This window comes from Methylophilus sp. DW102 (assembly GCF_037076555.1).
GTDB lineage: Bacteria > Pseudomonadota > Gammaproteobacteria > Burkholderiales > Methylophilaceae > Methylophilus > Methylophilus glucosoxydans.
Genome location: NZ_AP029023.1, coordinates 1,295,659 through 1,318,559, shown reverse-complemented (window position 1 = coordinate 1,318,559; position 22,901 = coordinate 1,295,659). Strand labels below are relative to the sequence as shown.

Below are 22,901 nucleotides of genomic sequence, written 5' to 3'. Positions count from 1 at the left end.
CAATTCATCACACCGTTTGACGAATGACTAGGCCTCTTAATTTGTCCAGCGTCTTGCTAATGGCCAGCACCTCCTCATTTGGGATTTGCCTGAGCACCTTCTGTGTCTCGGTGTCGACCACTTTCACGACGATACGGTCTGTGTCATCATCAATCGAAAACTGTATGGTTTGCAGCGCAGGCGCCACATAGTCATTCAGTTTTTTTACCGCCCCGGTCAAAGTGGCTTTATCCATCGCTTCGACAGGTTTTTGCTCGCCGCTGGCTTCTGCATACTTCACCAGCTTCAAGCTATTTACTGCAGGCACACCTGTTAATGTGCGGTTACCGCCAACACCATCCATAGATTGAGTCATGATGCTGCTCCTCTGCTTAGCCTAAAATCCACAGAGGGATGCCTCTGTGGATATGATTCAAGTGTCTGAACAATTAACCTCTCAGCAAGCTCATGACACTGTTAGGCAACTGATTGGCTTGGGCCAGCATTGCTGTGCCTGCCTGTTGCAGAATCTGGTTACGGGTCATCTTCGCAGTTTCTGACGCGAAGTCTGCATCCGTAATCCGGGATTTCGCTGCAGAAATGTTTTCCACGTTCACTTGCAGGCTGCTCACAACGGCTTCAAAACGGTTTTGGTAGGCACCCAGGCTGGCACGTGAAGTGTTCACCGCATCCAGTTGCGCATCAATCGCGGTAATCGCTGCCGTCGCATCTGAAACAGTGGACACGTTGCCGCTAATAGATGCCGCAGTCACTGCGCTCACCTGCAAGGTATCTGCAGAACCAGAACCAATCTGGAAGGTGTAGCCTGAACCGCCAAATACATTCAAACCGTTAAACTGGGTAGATGTACTCAAGCGGGATAATTCTGAAGTCAGCTGTGTAAACTCTGTGTTCAGGTTGGCACGGTCACCAGAACCATAGCTGCCGTTGGCTGCCTGCACGGCCAGTTCACGCATACGTTGCAGGGCGTCTGTCGCTTTGGACAAACCACCTTCTGTCACTTGCAGGTAAGAAATCGCGTCGTTTGAGTTACGAATCGCAACATCACTACCACGAATTTGGGAGTCCATACGGGTGGCAATTGCCATGCCCGCTGCATCATCTTTGGCGCTATTGATACGCAAGCCGGAAGACAAACGCTGAATCGATTGATTCAAGCCTGTTTGTGAAGCATTCAGGTTACGCTGTGCATTCAGAGATGCAATATTGGTATTAATTACAGAAGCCATGTTAAATCTCCTTTAGAGTCGTATATCCAATGAGTGTCAAATGGGCATGTCATATCAACGTTGATTCACTTGCGACTACGTGTTTGCTATTCAGCGTTGTTATTACTTTTATCGACCTCGCCAGAAATTTCTTTAATGCTGCACTTTAAATTTCTGTTGGGTAGATCATGCACTTGAAACTATTTACGACTCCTCTCGGAAAAACTTTAATATCAAATCATTCATGGCAAATTCAAGCCGTGCAACATGGCTACCATGCCGGTGTCAGCATGGTCATCGCGTCAGCACGACTTGGTCTATTCTTGCGAAAAATCCCGTGTAATTTCCTTCAGTCCTGCAGTCTCCATGAACTCATTTTGTGCCCGCTGTACTCAAGTGAGTTAGCGGTACACCAACATGCCTACTTTACCGTAACCAAGCCAGCATAATTTGGCTAAACAACGACGTTTTTACCTGCTTATCTTCAAAGTCGCACAGACGCTCACTGAGAGATGGAGTACGTTGAAATCAGAGGTGAAAATAAAGGTATTCTTTTTATTTTCATAAACTTATCGAATTGCTTGACGTATTGTGGATCATGAAACGAAGAAGGGAAATGAAAGCCACTCGGCTGTAGATCAGGCGCAATGTTGCATCCGCAGGACAAACCTGCAATGCCCATGTTGTGACACGCCAGTGCAAGGGTTGATGCTGTTGTGTTAGACCGGCAGATCAGGATGCATAGCCAGGTGCTGACTGACAATGCTGGCGACTAAAAAAAGAAAAGCGAGCACTTGTCTAAACAAATGCTCGCCATAATTTGAAAGCCTCGAGAAAACTTAGCCTCTGAGCAAGCTCATGACACTGTTAGGCAACTGGTTGGCTTGGGCCAGCATTGCTGTGCCTGCCTGTTGCAGAATCTGGTTACGGGTCATCTTCGCAGTTTCTGACGCGAAGTCTGCATCCGTAATCCGGGATTTCGCTGCAGAAATGTTTTCCACGTTCACTTGCAGGCTGCTCACAACGGCATCAAAACGGTTTTGGTAGGCACCCAGGCTGGCACGTGAAGTGTTCACCGCATCCAGTTGCGCATCAATCGCGGTAATCGCTGCAGTCGCATCTGAAACGGTGGCAACACTGCCAGTCACAGAAGCCGCAGTCACTGCACTCACCTGCAAGGTATCTGCAGAACCAGAACCAATCTGGAAGGTGTAACCTGAACCACCAAATACATTCAAACCGTTAAACTGGGTAGAAGTACTCAAGCGGGTTAATTCTGAAGTCAGTTGTGTAAACTCTGTGTTCAGGTTAGTACGGTCACCAGAACCATAGCTGCCGTTGGCTGCCTGTACGGCCAGTTCACGCATACGTTGCAGGGCGTCTGTCGCTTTGGACAAACCACCTTCTGTCACTTGCAGGTAAGAAATCGCGTCGTTTGAGTTACGAATCGCAACTTCATTGCCACGAATTTGGGAGTCCATGCGAGTGGCAATTGCCATCCCCGCTGCATCGTCTTTGGCGCTATTGATACGCAAGCCAGAAGATAAACGCTGAATCGATTGATTCAAGCCTGTTTGTGAAGCATTCAGGTTACGCTGTGCATTCAGGGATGCAATGTTGGTATTAATTACAGAAGCCATGTTTTAGTCTCCTTCAGAGTCCTATGTGTAGTTAGTGTCAAATCGGCATGTCATATCAACGTTGATCCACTTTTTGACTTCGTGTTTGCTATTCAGCGTTGTTATTACTTTTATCGACTTCGCCAGAAATTTCTTTAATCATGCACTTTAAATTTCTGTTGGGAAGATCATGCACTTGACACTCTTTACGACCCTACTCGGAAAAACTTTAAACGAGGCGATGCGTGAGACAGTCTCACTGCGCTCTGAAAAACTGCTGTACCAGCTCAATCACCTGGTCGACAGCCGTGACTGAGAGTTGCGGGCCCATGGGCAAACTCAGTACTTGATTGGCATAACGCTCGGCACACGGAAAATGGCCTGCTTGCCAACCGAGCGACTGATAAGCCTGTTGCAAATGTGGCGGGACGGGATAATGAATCAGGGTTTGCACCCCATGCGCCTGCAACCAGGTTTGCAAGGCATCGCGTTGTGGCGTTGCGATCACAAACAAATGCCAGATAGTATTGGCCCAGGCTGGAGAAACAGGCAATTGCAAAGGCAGGCCTTGCAAACCCTCAAGATAGCGCTGCGCCAATGCCTGCCTGCGTGTATTCCACTCATCCAGCGCAGCCAGCTTGACTGACAGCACGGCGGCTTGCAAGGGATCCAGGCGACTATTCACGCCAGGCTCCAGATTGTAATATTTGACGGCTGAGCCATAATTGCCAAGCGCGCGTATACGTTGGGCGAGATGCTCATGCCTTGTGGTGACGGCCCCACCATCGCCCAAAGCCCCCAAATTCTTGCCCGGGTAAAAGCTCCATGCGACCGCATCCCCATGCGTACCTACCCATTTACCCCTGACGGCAGCGCCATGCGCTTGCGCAGCATCCTCCAACACCAGCAAGCCATGCTGTTTGGCTAATGCACAAATGGCATCCATGTCTGCCGGGATACCATATAAATGCACCGGCAAAATGACTTTGGTTTTAGCTGTGATTTTTGCCTGAATGGCGGCAACATCAATATTGAACTGCCCCTCAGTAGGCTCGACAGGGACCACAGTCGCGCCGACCGCACTCACCGCCAACCAGGTCGCAATATAAGTATGGGAGGGGACAATCACCTCATCCCCCACCCCCACATCCATGGCGCGCAAGGCCAAGGTCAGTGCATCGAGGCCATTGCCCACGCCGACACAATACGGGGCGCCAGTATATGCGGCAAACTGGGCTTCAAAGGCCTCCACTTCTTCGCCACCGATATACCAGCCAGAACGGGTAGCCCTTAACAGGGCAGTCTCAAGGTCAGGCGACAATTCGTCATAAGCGGCTTTGAGATCAAGGAAAGGAATCATGTTTGGCATCCAATTATCAACATCCCAGCAACAGGGATCGCGCGTGTTACCGCAAAGATTGCGTTAACTATATCGCATCTGGAAACTTTAAATTGAAAAAAACAAAACCGGTTTTACCGGCCTATCCTGAACGATAGAGAACTGGTGTGTTGATGAGATGATCCAGAAATGAAGAGGTCGTGGGCTTTTGCCTAGACAAAAGCCCACGACCTGTGAAATGTCACTATAAAACAGCCTAAGGATTAACGTTGAATCAGCGACATGACGCTATTAGGCAACTGGTTGGCCTGGGCCAGCATCGCCGTGCCTGCTTGTTGCAGAATCTGGTTACGGGTCATCTTCGCAGTTTCTGACGCAAAGTCTGCATCCATAATCCGGGATTTCGCCGCGGACACATTTTCGATATTCACTTGCAAGCTGCTGATTACCGCTTCAAAGCGGTTCTGGTACGCACCCAGACTCGCACGTGACGTATTCACTGAATCCAGTTGCGCATCAATGGCTGTAATCGCAGCCGTTGCTGCTGAGGCGGTTTGCACATTACCAGAGATGGAAGCTGCGGTCACGGAACTGACTTGCAAAGTATCCGCAGAGCCAGAACCAATCTGGAAGGTATAGCCGGGACCGCCAAATACGTTCAAACCGTTAAACTGGGTAGAGGTGCTCAAGCGGGTTAACTCTTCAGTCAACTGCGTAAACTCTGTATCCAGATTGGCACGGTCACCAGAACCATAGCTGCCGTTGGCAGCCTGCACCGCCAACTCACGCATACGTTGGAGCACATCAGTCGCTTTCGACAAACCACCTTCGGTCACTTGCAGATATGAAATAGCATCATTGGAGTTGCGAATTGCCACATCATTGCCACGAACTTGAGAGTCCATGCGTGTTGCAATCGCCAACCCTGCCGCATCATCTTTGGCACTGTTAACGCGCAGCCCTGAAGACAAACGCTGTATGGATTGATTCAAACCAGCTTGAGATGCATTTAAATTGCGCTGGGCATTTAATGATGAAATATTGGTATTAATGACTGCAGCCATGTTAAGCCTCCTTAATGTACAAAAATATCGAGCTTCATGTTAAGTATTCATGCCACACTCAAGCTCTTCAAATCTGTTTTAAATTAATCTGATTTCGCACGTTATTACTCAAGTTAAGCAAATGCTGACCGTTATAGTAAGAACGTTGCGTCAAGTTAAGAATCACTTTATCGCAGCCCCGCATATTTGATTTCATTGAATAGAACGTGGTTTTGCCACCATTTCTAGAGATATCCCTGCGCGCTGATTCATGCGCTAAAACGCTTGGAGCTTGTCACACTGCGCCACCACCCAAGGTCGGTACAGCATCTACAAAAATTAGCGCATAAATACATGCGTATTCGCCTTAATAAATTGCTTGCGTGTCCGATATAAATACATAACACGCTCAATGAATGCGAAGGGGGATTTTCATGCAATCGTTTCTGGATTTGAATCATCTGACTAAAGGAATGCATCACTTTCAAGATGCAAAACCTTTCCGCCATGCCGTCATCGATAATTTCTTGAATCCTGAATTGGTGAAAAAGATTGCACGCGAATTTCCAGAGTATGACTCTTCGCGCTGGTTTCACTACCAAAATGAGATCGAAGACAAAAAAGCATTGAATGACTGGAATGCTTTCCCTGCGCTGACCTATGCGCTGTTCCAGACACTGAACTCGGCCCCGGTCATAGACAAACTATCTGAAATCGTCGGCACCCAGTTATATGCTGACAATGGCTTGCACGGCGGCGGCTGGCATATTCACGGCACTGGCGGCAATTTGAATCCGCACCTGGATTACTCCATTCATCCCAAATTAGGTTTGCAGCGCAAAATCAACATCATTATTTATGTGTCGGAGCAACTCAAGCCATATCATGGCGGACATTTGGGTTTGTGGAGCCACGATGCAGAGCAAAATCAGCCTGGCGAACTGCTAAAAGAAGTCTGCCCCAAATTTAACCGTGCAGTGATTTTTGATACGACTCAGAACTCCTGGCACGGCATGAGCCGTCCATTGACCCAGCCTTATGGTGTGTATCGCAAGAGTCTGGCCGTCTATTATTTATGCGAGCCACCGGTGGACGCAGATCCGCGTGGCAGAGCCTTGTTTGCACCGCGCGAGCATCAAAAAGACAGTGCAGAAATTGCTGACCTGATCCGTATGCGCGCCAATGTAACCACCTCAAGCGAGGTTTACCGCAAAAACAAAAAACCTGCTAAACAACCGACCGAGCCTTTACCAGTCGCTGGCACCGTCAGCCACTCATAAATACATTTTCCACGTAATAAAAACAAAGGCGCATCAAATCAATGATGCGCCTTTTTTAATGGTTAAATATTTTGAATTCAGATATTGGCAGAACGTGGCAACTCAAGCAGCCCAACGTGCTCGCATAAATTCATCATACTGCCGATAATAATCAGACTCGTCATACTTTTCGGAAGCAATACACATCAAGACCGAGCCGGAGGAGAAGTTATCGATTTCGCGCCAGATCATTGGACACACATACAATCCGTAATAAGAGCGGGCTAAATGGAATTTTCGCTTATCCTTGCCATCATCGAGCGTAATGTCAAAGCTTCCTGACATCGCCACAATAAATTGGTGAAGATTTTTGTGCGCATGACCTCCACGCTGTGCACCACCTGGAACATCATAGACATGGTAGACACGCTTAATGGCAAATGGAATCTGATTGTCGCTCTCGACAAATGTCAAATTGCCATCCGGGCTGTTTATTTTCGGCAGTTCAATAATTCTGCAATCTTCCAATGGCATACCGAGATTCCTTCATATATTCTAGGTGTTACTGAATCAAGCACCATCAGCTTAAAACTAGCGTGGCTGTTTCAATTGCTAGAAAAAAATACAAAACAACCACCTGCTAGTCAGTTCAGGATTTCAACTTTGAAAAGGAAGTCGAATTTCAAGCGACATTCTAGTCGTGTCGGCTTGCTGGTTGATGGCAGAGCCATGCACTAAATAAGGCGTAAAAATAAGCGCTTCGCCAGGTTGCGGGTTTTGTCGTGCTAATGACAGCGGCCCTTGCTTTGTCTGCAATATCGCAGGCACGTGATAGTTATTACCTTGAATTTTTGCACCTTTTGCAGCCGTTCTGTAAATCGTGTTTTCATTCCAGAAGTGACTCCCCGCAATGACTGGTAGCGATGACTGGTCTGAGCAGCCGGCAATAGGAATCCAAAGATTGATTGTGCGTTGCCAAATCTCAAGATAACCATCGCGATGCGGTGGATTAATATCCAGGCTATTCGGACGGCTAATGCGCAAAATCACCACATCACGTTCTAACAATTGGTTATGGCACCCCACCGTTCGACCTAAAATTGCAGAGACATTTTCACACAGTTGCTGTGTATCAATCTCAAATGAAGAGAAGTCAAGAAAACGGGTCTGCGAAATGACGCGCTGGTGCACCTCATCCTGTACGTAATGATGATAGTTTTCAAGCTGAAAATGAGCTAAATCTAACGTTGGGACTTCGGCCTGTAATATAGTTTTGAGACGTTGCGTCAGACTTTCTCGGATTGTGCTAAAAGCCTCCGCACCAAACAATGGTTGGACGGTATACCCTTGCTCACGCCAATCCACTAGAGCAAGTGTATCAGCGTCTTTTTCAAATAAAACCTGATCTTCACCCCAGAAAAAATCGCCTTCAATTTGATATTGATGGGACTGACCATCAATGGTAAGTTGACATTGCATCAAACACCTCTACGATTTCCTGTTGCCAATCTATGTTGGCCGCTGACAAAATTTCTTCCAGTTGTTGCACCTGTGTCGCGCCGATCAGCACATGACTCACTTCTGGCCGGCTTAAACAAAAAGCCATCGCGGCCTGTACCGGAGTCAATCCCCTATGCTGTAACCATTCAGCCCATGCCCTCACACGCGCAATTTTTTCCGGATGAAACTCCCACATACTGGCTTTGGCATGTTCCATACCTGCACGTGCTAGGTGCGGAATACCATCATGATATTTACCAGTCAGTACCCCTTGCGCCAATGGTGAATACACCCAAGTTGGCAATCCAAAACGGCTGTAGAGCGGAAAAGATTCCTGTTCTGCGTCCCGGTTAAACAAATGGTAATGAAACTGCTGAGCGACTGGCGGTTGCAGCCCTGTTTGCTGGCAAAAATCCATCAACGCTGCAACACGTTCAGGTGCCCACCGGCAAATCCCCCAATGACGAATACTGCCTTCCGTAATGCATTCGTTAAAAGTCTCAGCGATCTGCTCAACCGAGAGACTTTGATCATCGCGATGAGCAAAATAAACATCCAGATAATCAGTCTGCAGGCGCTTTAGCGTACCCTCCAAGGCAGGCTTTACATGTGCCACGGATAATCCACCCAACGGCGCTGCGCTTGTCGCAAAAAAACATTTACTGGATAACTGGTAGCTTGTTCTGGGTAGACCCTGCAATAGATCAGCCAGCAAGATCTCAGCGATACCATCTTCATAGCTATCAGCAGTATCAAAGTGCCGGATACCCTGATCAATGGCTTTCGCCCAAACAGATGCCAATGCTGACTGGTCTGCGCTTGTATGCAAGTTCTGCCAGCTACCCAATACCAATATTTTCATGAACGAATAAGATCAATACCCACTTAACTTAGTAATGCCGTGGCCGTTGGCTGTTGCTGCAGTACTGATTTTACTGCGGTGTTATTTTGGCTTTGCGCATAGTACAAGCCTTGTACCACCTGATCGTTTAGTGAAGTTGCAAAAAATCCGCTAGACATCGCCAGCAAGGCTATTTCAGGATGTTTATTTACAACATTGGCCTTGTCTTGCTCCCAGGCATCCCGTGCCGCTTCGTCTGGAACCAAAAAACCGCCCGGAATACGTTTAATGCATGCAATTAAAGGCTTAGTCTCTGCCGCTATCATATTCATGCTCGCCAACTCGGCCAGCAATTTTTCAATGATATATACATCTGACAGATCCTGCTCCCCATACAATCGCTTGAAGTAATCCTGATTGAATTCAACCACGATATTCATGTCATCCGTCATATTGTCAGCACACACCGTTTGGTTGGTTATCCGATAGGCACACTTGTCCAAATCCAGCACATGCATCAAGGTATAAATATCTTTGATATCCTGACGCTTAATGCGCAAAAAAAGCACGGCGATCGGTGATTTTATTTCTTGCACTGGCGTAGCCGACTGACCAAGGGCTTTAAGCAATGCTGCAGGCGCGCCGGTCCATACGAGGTTTGCACCATCCAGTGTGGTATTGTCCGCGAGTTGCACTTGCCAGCAGTTAGCCTGCTTAGTCACGCGTGTGACAGGTTGCTGTATCAGCGTGATATTTGGGTGTGCAATGAGCTGTTGCCTAACCTGCTTCAGGATATCGCCAATGGCGCCATGCTTAGGATAGTGGAACACGGTTGGATTCAAGGGCACTGCTTTGCCTTGAAAGCTCGCTAACAACGTTTCCGGGTAATATAAAGGCAACCAGGCTACGCGGTGATAGCGAGCCAGCATTTTGTCTGCCGTCACCCCCTGCGCTTTTAACAAATAAGGCGCAATAATCTGCTCGTGCATGGTTTTGCCATGGTTGGCCAGTGAGGCCTTCAGGTAATCCAGGCGGTGATAACTGTCGCCCTGAGCTTTCTCGCGAGCATGCACTGCATCGGAAGGTGTCTGAGCCTGCAATTCGGCAATACTTGCCTGAGCAAACGGTAATTGGCTAAATGTGTGGTAACTGTTTGCAAGTACCACATCATCGTAAGCTTTATTTCCCAGCCACATTTTGGGCATGTCAAATTGATGTAGCGGGGTATATTGCAACACCCAATCATGCACAATATTCAAAAATCGCCCCACATCATTGCGACGCTCAGGGTCATAGCTGCTCAATTGCGAAACACCAGCCTGCCCCAGGTATCCGTCAAGCTCAAACTTAACCAAACCAGCGTCAAACATGACGCCATCAATTTCTAGCCCGGCAAAGTATCCGCCCCACGGACCGCCAGGATTTACCAGGGATACTGTTTTGCCTTGTCGCGCCAGCTCCAAAGCAGCAACCATTCCAGCCAAAGCGTTACCAACAATCACAGTTGTTTTAGTATCCATTTTCAGTCCTCAAGTTTGAGATTGACATAAATTTCAGAGCCGTTTTCCGGAAAATGTCTGGCTAAATGCCATAGCCCATCTAGCATTTCCTGTGTCAGTAGGCCTTGTTGCATGAGTGTCATCATTTGCCCATGCGTAAACGGTTTCATCAGAAAAGAGCCTGAATCCATTACTTGTAATCCTAGTTCGTTTGCCAGGGCTTTTAATTGCTTTAAATCAAAAATACGTGGTTGATTAAACGATTTTTGCAATGCTGACTGGGCATAGACGCTATCCATCAACCCCATCTCCACCGCTAGCAGACGGTGCATGGATAAAGCATTTGGTACGTTGATATGAATCACCGTCTGTTTATCTGCCAACGCCTTGGCACTGACCAGCAAGGCTTCTGGATCTGGAACCTCGTGCATGAGACTGCTTAGCAAGATCAAATCATAGGAAGTCGTTGAGCGCTCCGGACCGACATTTTCAAGAAACTCTTCGATAACTTGTACACCTGACAAATGCGCAGTGTCTTTTCGCGCTTTTTCCGCAAACTGCGGACCAGGCTCAACAATGACCAGGCGTTCAAATCCTTGCCAGTGATTGGCGATTGAGTCCCAGCCGCAACCAACCTCAAGCACATGTTTAGGCTGGTGTTTTTCAAGCAACTCAAGTAACAGTTTTTTACGGTAGCGTGCCTGAATCACCTCAAAATCGCTAGCACTATACGCCTGCTCATAGGCAGCAATAGCCTGTTTACGCAGATCCACATGCGTCATACACAATCCATTTCCAACCATTGCAAGGTCGTCGTGCGGCCACCAAACATTTCTTTTTGCGCACACAAGCCCTCATTAAAACTTAAGCCATTGTGACAGGTTGAAATGCCAAAATTGAAATAGGGTTTGTCCGCGTAAATTTCACTGATGAGCGTTTCCAGCAACAAATCCACAGCCCCTACCTCTCTTGCTACAGGACTAGGCGCAATATATTGCGTATGAGCGACACGGCCGAAATCAAACATGACCACCCCGGCAATCGGTTGTTCTTGCAGATAGGCCATATATAAGCTGATCTCTGGACAACGGCTGGCCAGAAGGGAAATCTCTTCCAGGCTGTGCGTGGGTTTTGTGCCATGTCGTTCTTGCAAGTTATCGGTTAGCATTTGCCAACAACTGGCGTAATCATTGGTTTTTTTTATCGTGACCCCGGCTTTGCTCGCTTTGGACAATGCATGTTTACGCCCTTTTGATAGGCGCAACCGTGACGCTTGCATGATGGTTGTCGATACATCGACACGCATAGTCCTGGCACCCAGCCGGTATAAAGCGTACAAATCTTCTTCGCTTGGGATCGTGTGGTAGATATGAGGGACAGGTTTATAAATAAGTTTTTTGATGCCGATGCCTGCCCAGTAATCCCGCAGTTGCTCGAACAACGTTTTAACATCTGCGGCGCCTAAACGTGGGCTCATGACCAAACCGCCAAAACTCAAACCGCCATGGCTGACAATGGTATCGCCATCACGGCTAGCGGGCAGCATAGCAATGATTTCGCCCTCTTTTTCCACCCACAAAGAAGCATCCTGAAAACGATCGGCGTGATAATCCATATAGCCTCTTTTGAAAAAGAAGGCTCCATTCCGGCTCTGCGCCAAAAACTGATCCCACGCTTGAGGCTGCTGCTGATAAGCCCGAATTTCCATACTAGTGACTCATTTTCCCTAATATATCCCGATAAGCATTCATGGAGCAGGCTTGCTCATAATAAGTACGCGCTGACTGTGCATATTTAACATGATCGGCTTTTAGGACTTTTAAACCTGCCACAAAAGCTTCCATGTCATGCCAGTAAATGGTGTCAGGGGCATGACTACCCACATTCATGTGACGGGCACAATCAAGCGCCTTAAAGGCCAATAAAGGATAGCCAGCTCCCTGCGCCTCAATATCAGACTTTGCCCCCATAATCGGCGCAGATCCGATAAACACATGAGCATCAATCTCCAATAATGCCTGCCACAATGATGGCACATTGCCCATGTAAACAAAACGCTGAACATCGATGCCTTTTTCAGCAATCGCATTTTGCAACTGCTGAAGATCATGGGGTTTGATTTCGCCGAAATGATAGTGGTATCCCTCGCCCACCAATAAAGCCTGAGCCACTAATTCAGCGAGAGCAAGCGAGCCTTCAGTTTTAAACTTGGCATAAGTCCCGGCAGTGACGGTGCTTAGCTTGCCGGCATCATAGTTAAACTGTTTACATCCTCTGTCTACCGCAGTCGTGGGTAAGTGCATGGTTTCGCGTTGCAAATCTTCATGGCAGTTAATGGCACGCTGCCCATATAAATCCACATGTTGCAAATGTGGAATACCACTGCCAACAGAAAGATTATGGTCGGCATGGTGAATAAAATAATAGTCTGTGTTGAAGTTTGGCTGACAAGCCACTGCTGCAACAACATCGTCTTGGTGTGTCAATAAGAATACATTGCGTGCATAGGTATTGATTAAACTGCCTAAGCGTTGGCTTTTTGCTAGCAAACTCTCGTTTGGCAATACCAAGACCGGACAAAGTGGCAGCGCACTTTGTATGTTGTTATAAAAGGTTTGTGTCGCAAATCTGGAATAGACATCCGTAATCACCAGCATGGGATTTTCAACATTATTCAGGATGGAAATAATATCTCTGGTATGCCCGCCAAAGTCATATACCTCGCTAGCAACGACCATATTCGCCAGTTTTGCATTGCGTGGGAGAACAGCTGGAATGCCTAGGTCTATGTTGGCAAGTAACTGATCAAAATAAGGGGCGAATATTTTATGGCCGGTGAATTCAGGCAACCACATCAGTTTCAACACGGTAGCGCGGATAAATGTCATTAATTTATCGGTCTCCAGCAAAGCCGGAAAACGCTGCAGAAAGCCTTCGCAGGCAGTTAAATCCATATTGCCGGAAATGACTAAGCCAGCTGCCTGACAGTGTTCGATTTGTGCAACATTCGTTGCCACAATCTGCTTATGTAAACCGCTATCCTCAATCAATGCTTCCATGACCATGCTTTGCTGTACTTGTGGATCACCGATCAAGTTAATCGCGTAATTAACCACTTCTTCAAACAAAGTCTGCTGCATCGCGTCAGACAATCCATGCTTACGGCCCTCACTAATCGCCATAAATACTGTTTTAAAAGCATGCAATTGGGTATAGGCATCAATAATCGTTACCCAGTATTGTTCTACTTCGGGCGCATTGGCAATAGCAGCCTCAAGATACGGCATTGCCGCATCTAATGCCTCGGTTTCAGCGATCAAGCGACCATAGTCGTGATTTGCCCGCGCATGGTTTGGATCCGACTTTAAGACTTGTTGCAGATTGGTTTTGGCCGCCTCATATTGACCCTCTGATAATAACACTTGTGATTGTCCAAGCAACGCATCCACAGCCGCTTGCGTGATGACACTAGAAGGCACAGAAGAAGTGATACCGATTTGTTTTTGAGCATTCCACGCAGCATCCGTCGCCTCTAAGCACTCTTTGCTTAAGACCTCTGCCATTTGTGTACTCAATGCATTGGCCTGACCACGCCTGATAGCTTCATAAGCGGCCGGAAAATCTTTGCTTAAAATATAGGCATCAATCAGACTGACCCAATATTGCTCAACATCGGGTCTTGAGAGTGCCGCCATTTCAAATTTAGGCAATGCCACCTCAACGCCCAAAGTATGGGTCTCAATTAAGGCAATATTGTGATTCGCACCAGGATGTTCAGGTTGCGATGCAAGAATACTCTGATACAAATGCAATGCCTGCTCAATACTCCCAGCCGCATGCAACTGTTCCGCTTCTAAAAAGACTTCTTGAATCGCCGCGTTCAATTGCATGAGCTTATCGTGTCTGATTTTCTCTATCTTCGCCCAGACTGAATCCATCGTAGCAAAGTAACCCAAATCTCTGAGACTACAATTTTCTTCGCACGCTTTCCTTTTCAAGCCATCCAGTTGTTTTAAATCCTCCACAGAGATAAATTGCGCCAAATTGGCATGCACCAAGGGCATAGAACTAGAGTCATAAGCTTTTACACGCCAGCCAGATTGCGTTGAGAGCATCAGTGAAACAATACGTTCAAACACAAATGACTTGCATGGCAAGAGTTTATTTTCGTGTGTAGTGTCTGCATTAAGATGTTGAGCAAGCAGCGTTTTACCAACCTCCGCCTCCTGAAACAACTCTTCGCAAATGGACAACCACTTTTGCCAGAACACTGGCTTCGCCACAAAATAATTTGAGTAAACAGAATTGCCACTGTGCATGATGAGATCATTCATATCTGTACCAGGTGCAATTTTGTTAATGACCATTTTAAAACATTGCTCGATCCCTTTATGTGCGAGGACTCCCTGCTGAAACTGATTCAGATACATCACCGTCTGGTCAAAAAAGGGCGAAAATAAAATGATGTCTGCCTGATCGGCATTAGCATCAATAAAAGAATAGACTTGCTGTGAAGAAAGTCCGGTTTTCTCGTGAAATTTGGGTGATAAAAATCCGTAAAACGTATTTTCATCCAGCTGCTCATTCAAAAAATATTGCCGCATAAACCAATACTCGCGCCAGTCTGGTCTAGGGTTGGCCAGGTTATCAAACGGAATAAATCCTTGATCCAACTCGAGGCGACTTTGTTCTGAATAATAGGCTTGGTAAATCTTAACCTTCGCTTTGTTGCCTGGGTTGACAAATGCAGTAGACACCTCACTCGCACTGCGCATGTCTGAAGGCGCGGCCGCTTGCATTAGGTCTACACATGTCTGGGCCAGGAGGTGTGCTTTTGACACGCCTAAACCATATTGCAGCCCCAACTGAATCGCCGCCGCAGCTTTTTGCAATTGCGCGAAGGACATCAACGCCTCAATATAGCTGCCCCAATATTGCTCATTCCCGGCATCCAGCTGAATAGCCTGTTCAAGTTTGCCAATTGCACCGGTATCGCCTTGTGAGCGTAAAACCAATCCAAGTTGATGATAAGCAGGTGCATAGCGAGGATATTGCTGCAAAATAGCCTGATAGTGTTTTAACACTTGCTCCGGTTGATCTAACAGCGCATTAGCTTCGGCCATCAGTTGCTCCGGCGTAGCATCCATCTGGTTGATCGTGTCTTGGCTCATGCATTGGCCTTTCTTGAAAGTTCATGGATTGCTGCCTGCAGGGTTTGCGGGCTGACATCTGGTGCATTCGTGCAATGCTTGCAGGAGGTTGGCATATCACCACGCAGCAAGGCATGACGGAAAGCACGAATCCCTTCACCGTTCAACCCCTCCTCTTCTTTGCCACTATCGAGATTGCCCACTGGATCCATTTCAGTCATACAGCAAGGGAAGATCGCAGCATCGGCCGCCAGTGTAAAGCGTGTCCAAGGCTGCAAACAAAGTTTGGTGGAAAGTTGCGGATCGGCCTGCACAGTGCCTGTATCAGTGGCAGCAGCATTGATACTTCTCGCCATCGCTTCGATTCTCTCCATCAAATGTGGCTGTATGGTGACGCGAAAGCCCTGCTGCTTATCTGCAATTTCCATGGCATGTTTTAAATGCTCAACAGCTTGCTTGAATGACACTGGATCATCGTTATGCAAAGGACGAATCGCATGTTTGTCAGTGGCTTCACGCTCAAACAAATCTGAAATCGTCACCGACGTGATCGGCAAATTAGAAAGCATCGCCATCAATTCAGGCAGGCCAGCAGCGGCTTCATGATATAAAGTGACGTTCACCGTCAGTTTGGGTAACTTGAGGCCGTGAAACTGGCAATAAGTCTGCAAACGGGTAATGTTGTAAATAATCAAACCGAGGTCGGACTTTGCGCGCACCTCACGTGTCAATTGCCGATCAGCGGTGTCAATTGAGATCACGATCCCGTCTAGCTGGGCAAAGACCGCCCAATCCTCATCTTCATATTTGGCCGCAAAGTTGCTGTTGACATGGATATAACATGACGGATTACGAGACTTGCCAGCGTGTATCATGCGTGGAAAATCTTCACGCCAATGCGGATGAAAAGTAGACTCGCCGGTTCCTGCCAGCAACAACTCGCTATAAGAAGATTGCTCGATTAAATGAATGACCGCATCCACGGTTGTGGTTGTCATATCCATATTACGCCCAGGAATTTGGTCGTCACCGGGATTACTCTTGGAGCAATACTTGCAGCGCAAATTACAACGGGAAGTGTACTCAATCATCAATGCCTGAGGATAAGCCTTTAACCAGCTTTCAGGGAAGACTGTCTGATCCGCAAGTGGTTTTGTCTTGTTAAACCACTGAACAGGTTGCGCTAACAGAGGCTGCTGAGGGACAACGGACACTGGCACGTCATCGGTAACAGTCGTCTGCATCTTGCTTTCAGCAAATAGCTGTTGTTGTAATTGCTCGACAGAAACCAGGGCTGAATCAGACTTGTTTTTCTCAGCAAACTGTTGGCTCGCCGCTTGCATGCAATCATTCATCAGCATGGCTGCTGACGCAGCGGTTAACCCATGTTGCTGCCCTTGCTGAATAGCCAAGAGCGCTGCTCGAATGTTGTCTTGCATCATCAATGCATCAATATAGGTAACCCAATATTGCTCTACTTCTGGCTGCTGCATGACTGCTTGCTCCAGTCTTGGCAAAGCGAATGTGACACCGCGGGTATGTGTTTCAATCCATCCCAACTGGAAATTGGCTTCCGCATGTTGGGGTTCTGCCTTAAGCAAGGCAAGATAAAGTTCAGCAGCCTGCGTAATCTCTCCTTCTGCCTGTAATTTCTGGGCGGCAGCCATTAAATCACTACTAGGCGTGACAGGAGAAAGTGTGTTTACGGCTTCTATAGTATCAATTTCTTCCACAAGCATCTCTGGCTCCATATGTAGAGTGGGGTGAGATAGGTCGGCATCCACCCATCTGCTTTGAATTGAAGCTGGGGCCTGTTGCGCACACCAGCGTTGCCACATCTGGAATAACATCTGGCGTAACGCCTCTGCTTGCAAGCCAGGTTTGGCGAGCAAACTGTTAGAAAAGTGTTCACGCATGTGGGCGCGACACGCTGCCAACTTTGTAAAGTCAGCACACAGGTCCAGGGTCTGCTTGATCAGGCTGTCATGGTCTGAGGCAATAAACTGCATCAACCCCAGATGCTGCATCAATGCCATGGCGCCACGGCTTGCTAAGCGGTCACCGGCAACACATAACGTGGGCACGCCCATCCACAGCGCATGTGCAGTGGTGGTGACGCCGTTGGAGGGGAAGGTATCCAGGCAAATATCGACCTCGTGGTAATAGCCTAAATAGCTTGCCATGTCAGTGCGTGCGTAATAGCGGATGCGGTTAGCGGCAATGCCAGCTTCGGCAAACCAGGTTTGCAAATGCTGCGTGCTTTCGCCCTCTCCCACCCCACCAATCACCAGGCGGCTGTCAGGCAAGGCTTGCATCAACGCGGCCCATTGTTGCACGGTAGCCTGGGTGATTTTGAGAATCCGGTTAAAGCAAGCAAACGTGACATAGCCGTTGTTCAGTGCAGGCAAGGAATTCACCTCTGGCGCTTGCTCATATGGGATAAAGGTAGCATTCACCGGCAGCTGCACCAGCTTTTCAGTAAACTGGTCATCAAACTGGCCGGGGGGCAACAGATAAGAGTCTGCCAGGTAATAATCCATGCTGCTCAAGCCGGTGGTGTTGAGGTAGCCCAGCCAGCTCACCTGAACAGGTGCAGGCTTGCGCGCAAATGTCAGCAAGCGGTTGCCTGAGGTATGACCAGATAAATCAATCAGGATGTCAATGCCGTCAGCCCGGATTTGCTCGGCCAGTGCCTGGTCTGACCAGGATGAGACTTCGTACCATGTTGAAAAATAGCCCTGCATCTGGGTGGTGACATTATCCACCAGCGGTTGATTGGCATAGGCAACCAAGCGCAGAGAGGTTTCTTTGGCCAGCTCATTAAGTAAAGGCAGCATAAAGTGCGCGACCGAATGGGCCCTGAAATCTGCAGAGACCCAGCCGATATTAAGTGGCCTGTGCACGTCACGTGTATTCTGATGTGGCAGCCAGGCTGCTTTGAGCGGCGCTTCATACAAGTCGGCATAGGCTTGATGTGCTTGCATGAGTGCGGCATTGTCTATGTGTTCTGCGTGGGTCATGCAAAACAGCAAGTTGCTGAAGCAATCGGCATAGTTGGGTTGCAAGGCCAATGCGCATTTAAAGTGCTCGATGGCCGTTTCTACCTGACCCAGATCCTTGAGCACTGTCCCCAGATTATTGTAAGCCGCAGCGTAGTCCGACTTGAGGGCAATCGCTTGTTGAAAGGCAGTTGCCGCTCCAGGCAGATCTCCCTTGGCCTTGAGGACGATGCCGTAATAGCAATGTTCTTGTGGATCTTGCGCATTCAATGTCAGGGCCTGTTTGGCCGCAGCGCTGGCATCCTTTTTTTGCAGCATCAAGACATCCGCTAGCATTTTCCAGCCCGCCAGCCACTGCGGATATTGCCCCAAATAGGTGTGCAGGGCCTGTTCCATTTGTCCATATTGTTGCTGCTCAAACGCTGTAAGCAAGGCTTGTTGCTGGGCGGCATCCGGTTGCATGGCTGCGTCTTGCGACGAAGCTTGTGCATGTTGCCCGGATTGGCGAGTGAACCCAGGCATCTGTAACGCTTCGGCAAGCTGGTGCACCGCCTCCGCATGCTGCGGCAATGCCATGGCTTGCTCAAAGGTGGCAGCCAAGGTATCGGCACTCGCCGTGGCATGCATGGCCACCAAATAATGTTGCAGATACTCCCATTCAGCCGGTTGCGCAGCATGGGCTTGCGCAAAACAGGCCACGGCCTCTTGCTGATGCCCTTGCGCCCAGGCGATGAGTCCCAGATTAAACCAGGCAGCGGCGGATTGTGGAGCAACCGCCAGAATCTCTTGATATAACTGTGTCGCGGTTTGCAGATCACCCGCTTGCTGATGCTGCAGAGCCAGTGTAAACACTTCTTCAAGCGCAGCGCCAAGTTCTGCTGTCATCGGCGTGCCAACTGCGGCCTCACCCTCACCCCATTTATGCAGATACATCTGATATTTGTCACGCCAGCGCTGCTTGCCAAAATTGCCCATGCTCTGGTGCGTCAGGCTGATCGGCCAAATGCCAAGCTTAAGCCCGGCCTGGGTCGCTGTACGGCAAAAATCCAGGTCATAAAATTCAAAATCAAATTGCGGGTCATGGCGCACATTGGCTTGCGTCAGCGTGCGTTTGTAGGCGGCCATGAAGACACCATCCATCAAGACGCAATCGCCTTGTTCAGCACCAAAATAAGTGTTGTGCCCAAACGGGTGTTCGCTGTGCGCAACCTTGCCACGCAAGAACGCAGACTGCTCCCAGGTAAAGGCAAGGTCGGTAAATAACCATGCCGGTTGCTTGGGCAACATGCGCGCAGTGCCGGCGACGCCAATCACATCATAGGCCGCCAGGCCATCCATCACAGTTTGCACAAAAGGGTTCTGGTCCAGCCAGATATCGTCATGGGCAAAAATGACCAGCGCATTGTCAGGCGCGATGGCAACGGCCTCATTAAAAACTTCGGATAGACCGCGTGTATTTTCGTAATACACATACGGAACGATTCTGGCATCTTGCTGCATATGCCGCTTGAGCGATACGCCGAGTGCAGAAGAATCCCAGAAGGCCTCTTCACTGGCCCGAGTGGCGCTAATGATCCAGACTGGATCCTCACCGGCATAAGCGTCCTGAATGCGTGTTTTAGTCAACAGCGCGTCGGCAATACCCGTCACCCGCTCGCTCCAGACATTCCACAGCAACTGTTCCATATCGCGTGCAAAACGCTCGCCATCCATCAATGGGGAGCGCATCACTTGCGCACGTAAGCCTGCCCGCAGATTGGCAAGAGCAGGTAAATCCGCAGCGAATTGAATTGCTTTTTGTACAAAAGCTTTCTTATCTTCGGCAACCCACTCTGGCAAGCCAGCGCTGGTCATCATGCTGGCGCCTTGGCGGGAGATCATGGTCTCGCCTGGCATGGTTAGCGTAGGTACGCCCATCCACAAGGCTTCGCAGGTCGTTGTCCCGCCGTTAAAGGGGAAACTGTCCAGAATCATGTCTACAGCATGATAGTTTTTGAAATAGGCATCTCGCGCTGTGGGACGCATCAAGACACATTGTTCAGGCTGGATACCCGCTTGTTGCAGTCTGGCCAGGGCTTCAGCTTGTATCTGGTCATCTTGAAAGGCCTTGCACTGCCAGTAAAGTTTGGCCGCAGGCAGTGCAAGAAACACTTGTGCCCAAACCGTCAATACCTCGTCGCTGACCTTGCTGTATTTTTGAAAGCAGCCAAAGGTCACATAGCCATTTTGCAAGGCAGGTAACGCATTCACCTGCTCATTGGAGTCAGGTGCTGAGAAACACAAACGGGTATGCGGCAGTTTGACAACGCTTTCGGTAAATTGCCCTTCACTACCCGCAGGCACGCTGACCGGGTCAGCAAGCACCGCATCCATGGTGGGCAGGCCTGTGGTGTCCCAGTAGCCCAGCCAGGAGGCCTGCACGGGCGCCGGACGCCAGGCAAATAATGACACGCGGCTGTCTGCCGTATAGCCAGAGAGGTCGAGCAGAATATGAATGCCATCTTCACGGATAAGGCTGGCAGCACGGGCATCATTCATGCCAGCCAATGAACGCCATTGCGTGCAGTGTTTTTTCAAGACCTGGCTGTAATTGTCCTCACGCCCATCGGCTGAGTAAGCATAGATTTCTGTTTTACCGGCATTGATATGTTTTAACCAATGCTCAAGAAAATAGCCCACCGGATGACTGCGCAAATCTGCAGACACCAGACCAATGCGCAAACGCTGGTCTTGCGCGTTGACCAACCAGTTTTTGAAAGGTGCAGCCTTGGCCATGAACTGCTCACCACAGGCACGTGCATACTTTAAATGCTCTTTCGGGCTCAGCTCATTGGCAAAACTGTTGGTGTATAACAGGTTACGGTAGGCTTTATCCAAATGGGGTGCGCGTGCGATGAGCTTGACATAAGTCTCCACCGCCAGCTTGACATCGCCCTGCTCCAGATAGGCACTGCCCAGATTGATGTAAGAGTCCAGATACTCAGGATCCAGCGCAATCGCCTTTTCCAGAGCCTGCCGCGCACGCTCCACCTCGCCAACCAAACGCAGCGAAACACTGTAGTTACTCCAAAAAGCGGCGCAGTCCGGCTTGAGCTGCAACGCTTTTTCATAATATTCCAGAGATTGTGCATACTCTTGTTTGTAATACAGCAGCAAAGCCATATTGCAATAGGTAAACGGATCTTCGATCCCCAGGCTCATCGCTTGCTTGCAATAACGTTCTGCTTCAGTGAGCAACTGCTGGTTAATCAGGGTAGAGGTAAAGTTATTGAGTTCTTCGATCTCTGGCGCTTTGACCTGCATGATGGCCTTGGCGCAAGCTTCATATTCCAACGGTTGTTGTAACTGTTTATACAGTTGAGCCAGGTCATTGAGCAACTGCCAGCTCTCAGGATTGAGTACCCGGGCTTGCAACCACACTTGCTCGGCTTCCTTAAAACGGTTTTTTTGCCGCAGACAATGCCCGTACTGGTGCAGTGCATCAAAATAGGTCGGGTTCAGATCAATGGCGCGCTGAAAATGTACCAGCGCCTCATCCAGGTTACCCAGGACAAACAAGACTTGTGCCATGTTGTAGGCCAGCACGGCATTGTCAGGCTCAATCTCTAGCGCCTGACGATAATATTGCACAGCCTCAAGTGACTTGCCGGATTCATGCAGCAACGCCGCCAGGTCAAACAATACCAGTGCATCGCGCTTGTTGAGCTGCAAAGCGGTACGCAACAGTTTCTCGGCTTCTTTCTGCTGCCCGGCTTCTTTGAGCAAGCTGGCCAGATTGGCATAAGCGCGGGTCATGGATGGATTTAAACGGATCGCCTGACGATAATGCTTGGTGGCCAGGGTCACATCCCCCAGTTGCGCGGCTACGTTCGCGGCATTCAAGAATACCTCTGCATCTTTTTTAAGCAGCTTGACGGCTTGCGCAAGGGCCTCGCCGGCGCCTTGCAGGTCACCGCGCTGTTGCAGTAAACCGCCCAAAATTTTCCAGGCAATCCCCTCTTTTGGAAACTCACTTGTTAACTGCCGGGCAATGCTAAAGCAGGCTTCAGTGGCCCCTTGCTGCCAAAGCTGTGCCAGCTGCTGCAACAGTTGCTGGCGGCCAGGTGCGCTGCCATGTGTTTGGCTATCCTGGGCAAACGGGGTGACAGCAAGCTTGTTCATAACAGAGAGTTCCAAAAATTTTCTCTTATTATTGAAAACTCCTGTGCAAAGGCATCGCTTAAAAAAAGCGGAAAACACCAGCCAGCTTATGTGTTCAGCATGGTGACAGCCCAGACGAAATGCTTGCCAAGCCGCACCAACTCTGGATTGAGGAGAAAATATCGTTTTATGTCAGAAGCATACCAACACGCGCAACCATTAAAGAAAAAACCAGGGCTGCCGTAAACATGCCCCGCTCATGAGACATGACCGGCAAGAAAACCAGGTGGGATAACAAATATAG

Annotated in this window: 14 protein-coding genes; 1 reads left to right on the top strand and 13 read right to left on the bottom strand. The window is 48.8% G+C overall.

What is annotated here, in order from left to right; translation table 11 throughout:
- Positions 1 to 7: 7 nt before the first annotated feature.
- The 5 genes from AACH41_RS05995 to AACH41_RS05975 form a co-directional block, all read right to left on the bottom strand.
- Positions 8 to 358: a flagellar protein FlaG gene (locus AACH41_RS05995; protein WP_313989278.1), complete on the bottom strand. Its 351-nt coding sequence runs from the start codon at positions 356 to 358 to the stop codon at positions 8 to 10.
- A 70-nt stretch (positions 359 to 428) separates the two neighbouring features.
- The gene (locus AACH41_RS05990; protein ID WP_275354917.1) at positions 429 to 1,229 is read right to left on the bottom strand and encodes a flagellin; all 801 of its coding nucleotides are present in this window, start codon (positions 1,227 to 1,229) and stop codon (positions 429 to 431) included.
- 818 nt (positions 1,230 to 2,047) lie between these two features.
- Positions 2,048 to 2,848, bottom strand: coding sequence for a flagellin (locus AACH41_RS05985; RefSeq protein WP_313988804.1), 801 nt, complete (start codon positions 2,846 to 2,848; stop codon positions 2,048 to 2,050).
- Positions 2,849 to 3,083: 235 nt separating this feature from the next.
- Positions 3,084 to 4,187, bottom strand: coding sequence for a DegT/DnrJ/EryC1/StrS family aminotransferase (locus AACH41_RS05980; RefSeq protein ID WP_313988801.1), 1,104 nt, complete (start codon positions 4,185 to 4,187; stop codon positions 3,084 to 3,086).
- 242 nt (positions 4,188 to 4,429) lie between these two features.
- Complete coding sequence (locus AACH41_RS05975) at positions 4,430 to 5,230, bottom strand: flagellin (RefSeq protein ID WP_338657455.1); 801 nt, start codon at positions 5,228 to 5,230, stop codon at positions 4,430 to 4,432.
- 413 nt (positions 5,231 to 5,643) lie between these two features.
- Here AACH41_RS05975 and AACH41_RS05970 point away from each other — a divergent pair, with 413 nt between their 5' ends.
- Positions 5,644 to 6,489 carry a 2OG-Fe(II) oxygenase gene (locus AACH41_RS05970; RefSeq protein WP_338657454.1) on the top strand — a complete coding sequence of 282 codons (846 nt, stop codon included), beginning with the start codon at positions 5,644 to 5,646 and terminating at the stop codon, positions 6,487 to 6,489.
- Positions 6,490 to 6,591: 102 nt separating this feature from the next.
- Here AACH41_RS05970 and AACH41_RS05965 read toward each other — a convergent pair whose 3' ends face one another.
- From AACH41_RS05965 to AACH41_RS05930, 8 genes are all read right to left on the bottom strand, one after another.
- Complete coding sequence (locus AACH41_RS05965; RefSeq protein WP_338657453.1) at positions 6,592 to 7,002, bottom strand: FdtA/QdtA family cupin domain-containing protein; 411 nt, start codon at positions 7,000 to 7,002, stop codon at positions 6,592 to 6,594.
- Between the two features lie 123 nt (positions 7,003 to 7,125).
- Positions 7,126 to 7,947, bottom strand: a complete 822-nt coding sequence (locus AACH41_RS05960; RefSeq protein ID WP_338657452.1) for a phytanoyl-CoA dioxygenase family protein — start codon at positions 7,945 to 7,947, stop codon at positions 7,126 to 7,128.
- Positions 7,925 to 8,830 carry an aldo/keto reductase gene (locus tag AACH41_RS05955; RefSeq protein WP_338657451.1) on the bottom strand — a complete coding sequence of 302 codons (906 nt, stop codon included), beginning with the start codon at positions 8,828 to 8,830 and terminating at the stop codon, positions 7,925 to 7,927. Before AACH41_RS05955 ends, AACH41_RS05960 begins: the two co-directional genes overlap by 23 nt.
- Positions 8,831 to 8,853: 23 nt before the next feature.
- Complete coding sequence (locus AACH41_RS05950; RefSeq protein WP_338657450.1) at positions 8,854 to 10,329, bottom strand: hypothetical protein; 1,476 nt, start codon at positions 10,327 to 10,329, stop codon at positions 8,854 to 8,856.
- A 2-nt stretch (positions 10,330 to 10,331) separates the two neighbouring features.
- Entirely contained in the window at positions 10,332 to 11,090 is a 759-nt protein-coding gene (locus AACH41_RS05945; protein ID WP_338657449.1) for a class I SAM-dependent methyltransferase, read from the bottom strand.
- Positions 11,087 to 11,923, bottom strand: coding sequence for a GNAT family N-acetyltransferase (locus AACH41_RS05940; RefSeq protein ID WP_338657448.1), 837 nt, complete (start codon positions 11,921 to 11,923; stop codon positions 11,087 to 11,089). The genes AACH41_RS05945 and AACH41_RS05940 overlap by 4 nt, the downstream gene beginning before the upstream one ends.
- A gap of 94 nt (positions 11,924 to 12,017) precedes the next feature.
- Positions 12,018 to 15,431, bottom strand: coding sequence for a tetratricopeptide repeat protein (locus tag AACH41_RS05935; RefSeq protein ID WP_338657447.1), 3,414 nt, complete (start codon positions 15,429 to 15,431; stop codon positions 12,018 to 12,020).
- A 44-nt stretch (positions 15,432 to 15,475) separates the two neighbouring features.
- On the bottom strand, positions 15,476 to 22,618 hold the full coding sequence (locus AACH41_RS05930) for a tetratricopeptide repeat protein (RefSeq protein WP_338657446.1): 7,143 nt from the start codon (positions 22,616 to 22,618) through the stop codon (positions 15,476 to 15,478).
- Positions 22,619 to 22,901 lie beyond the last annotated feature (283 nt).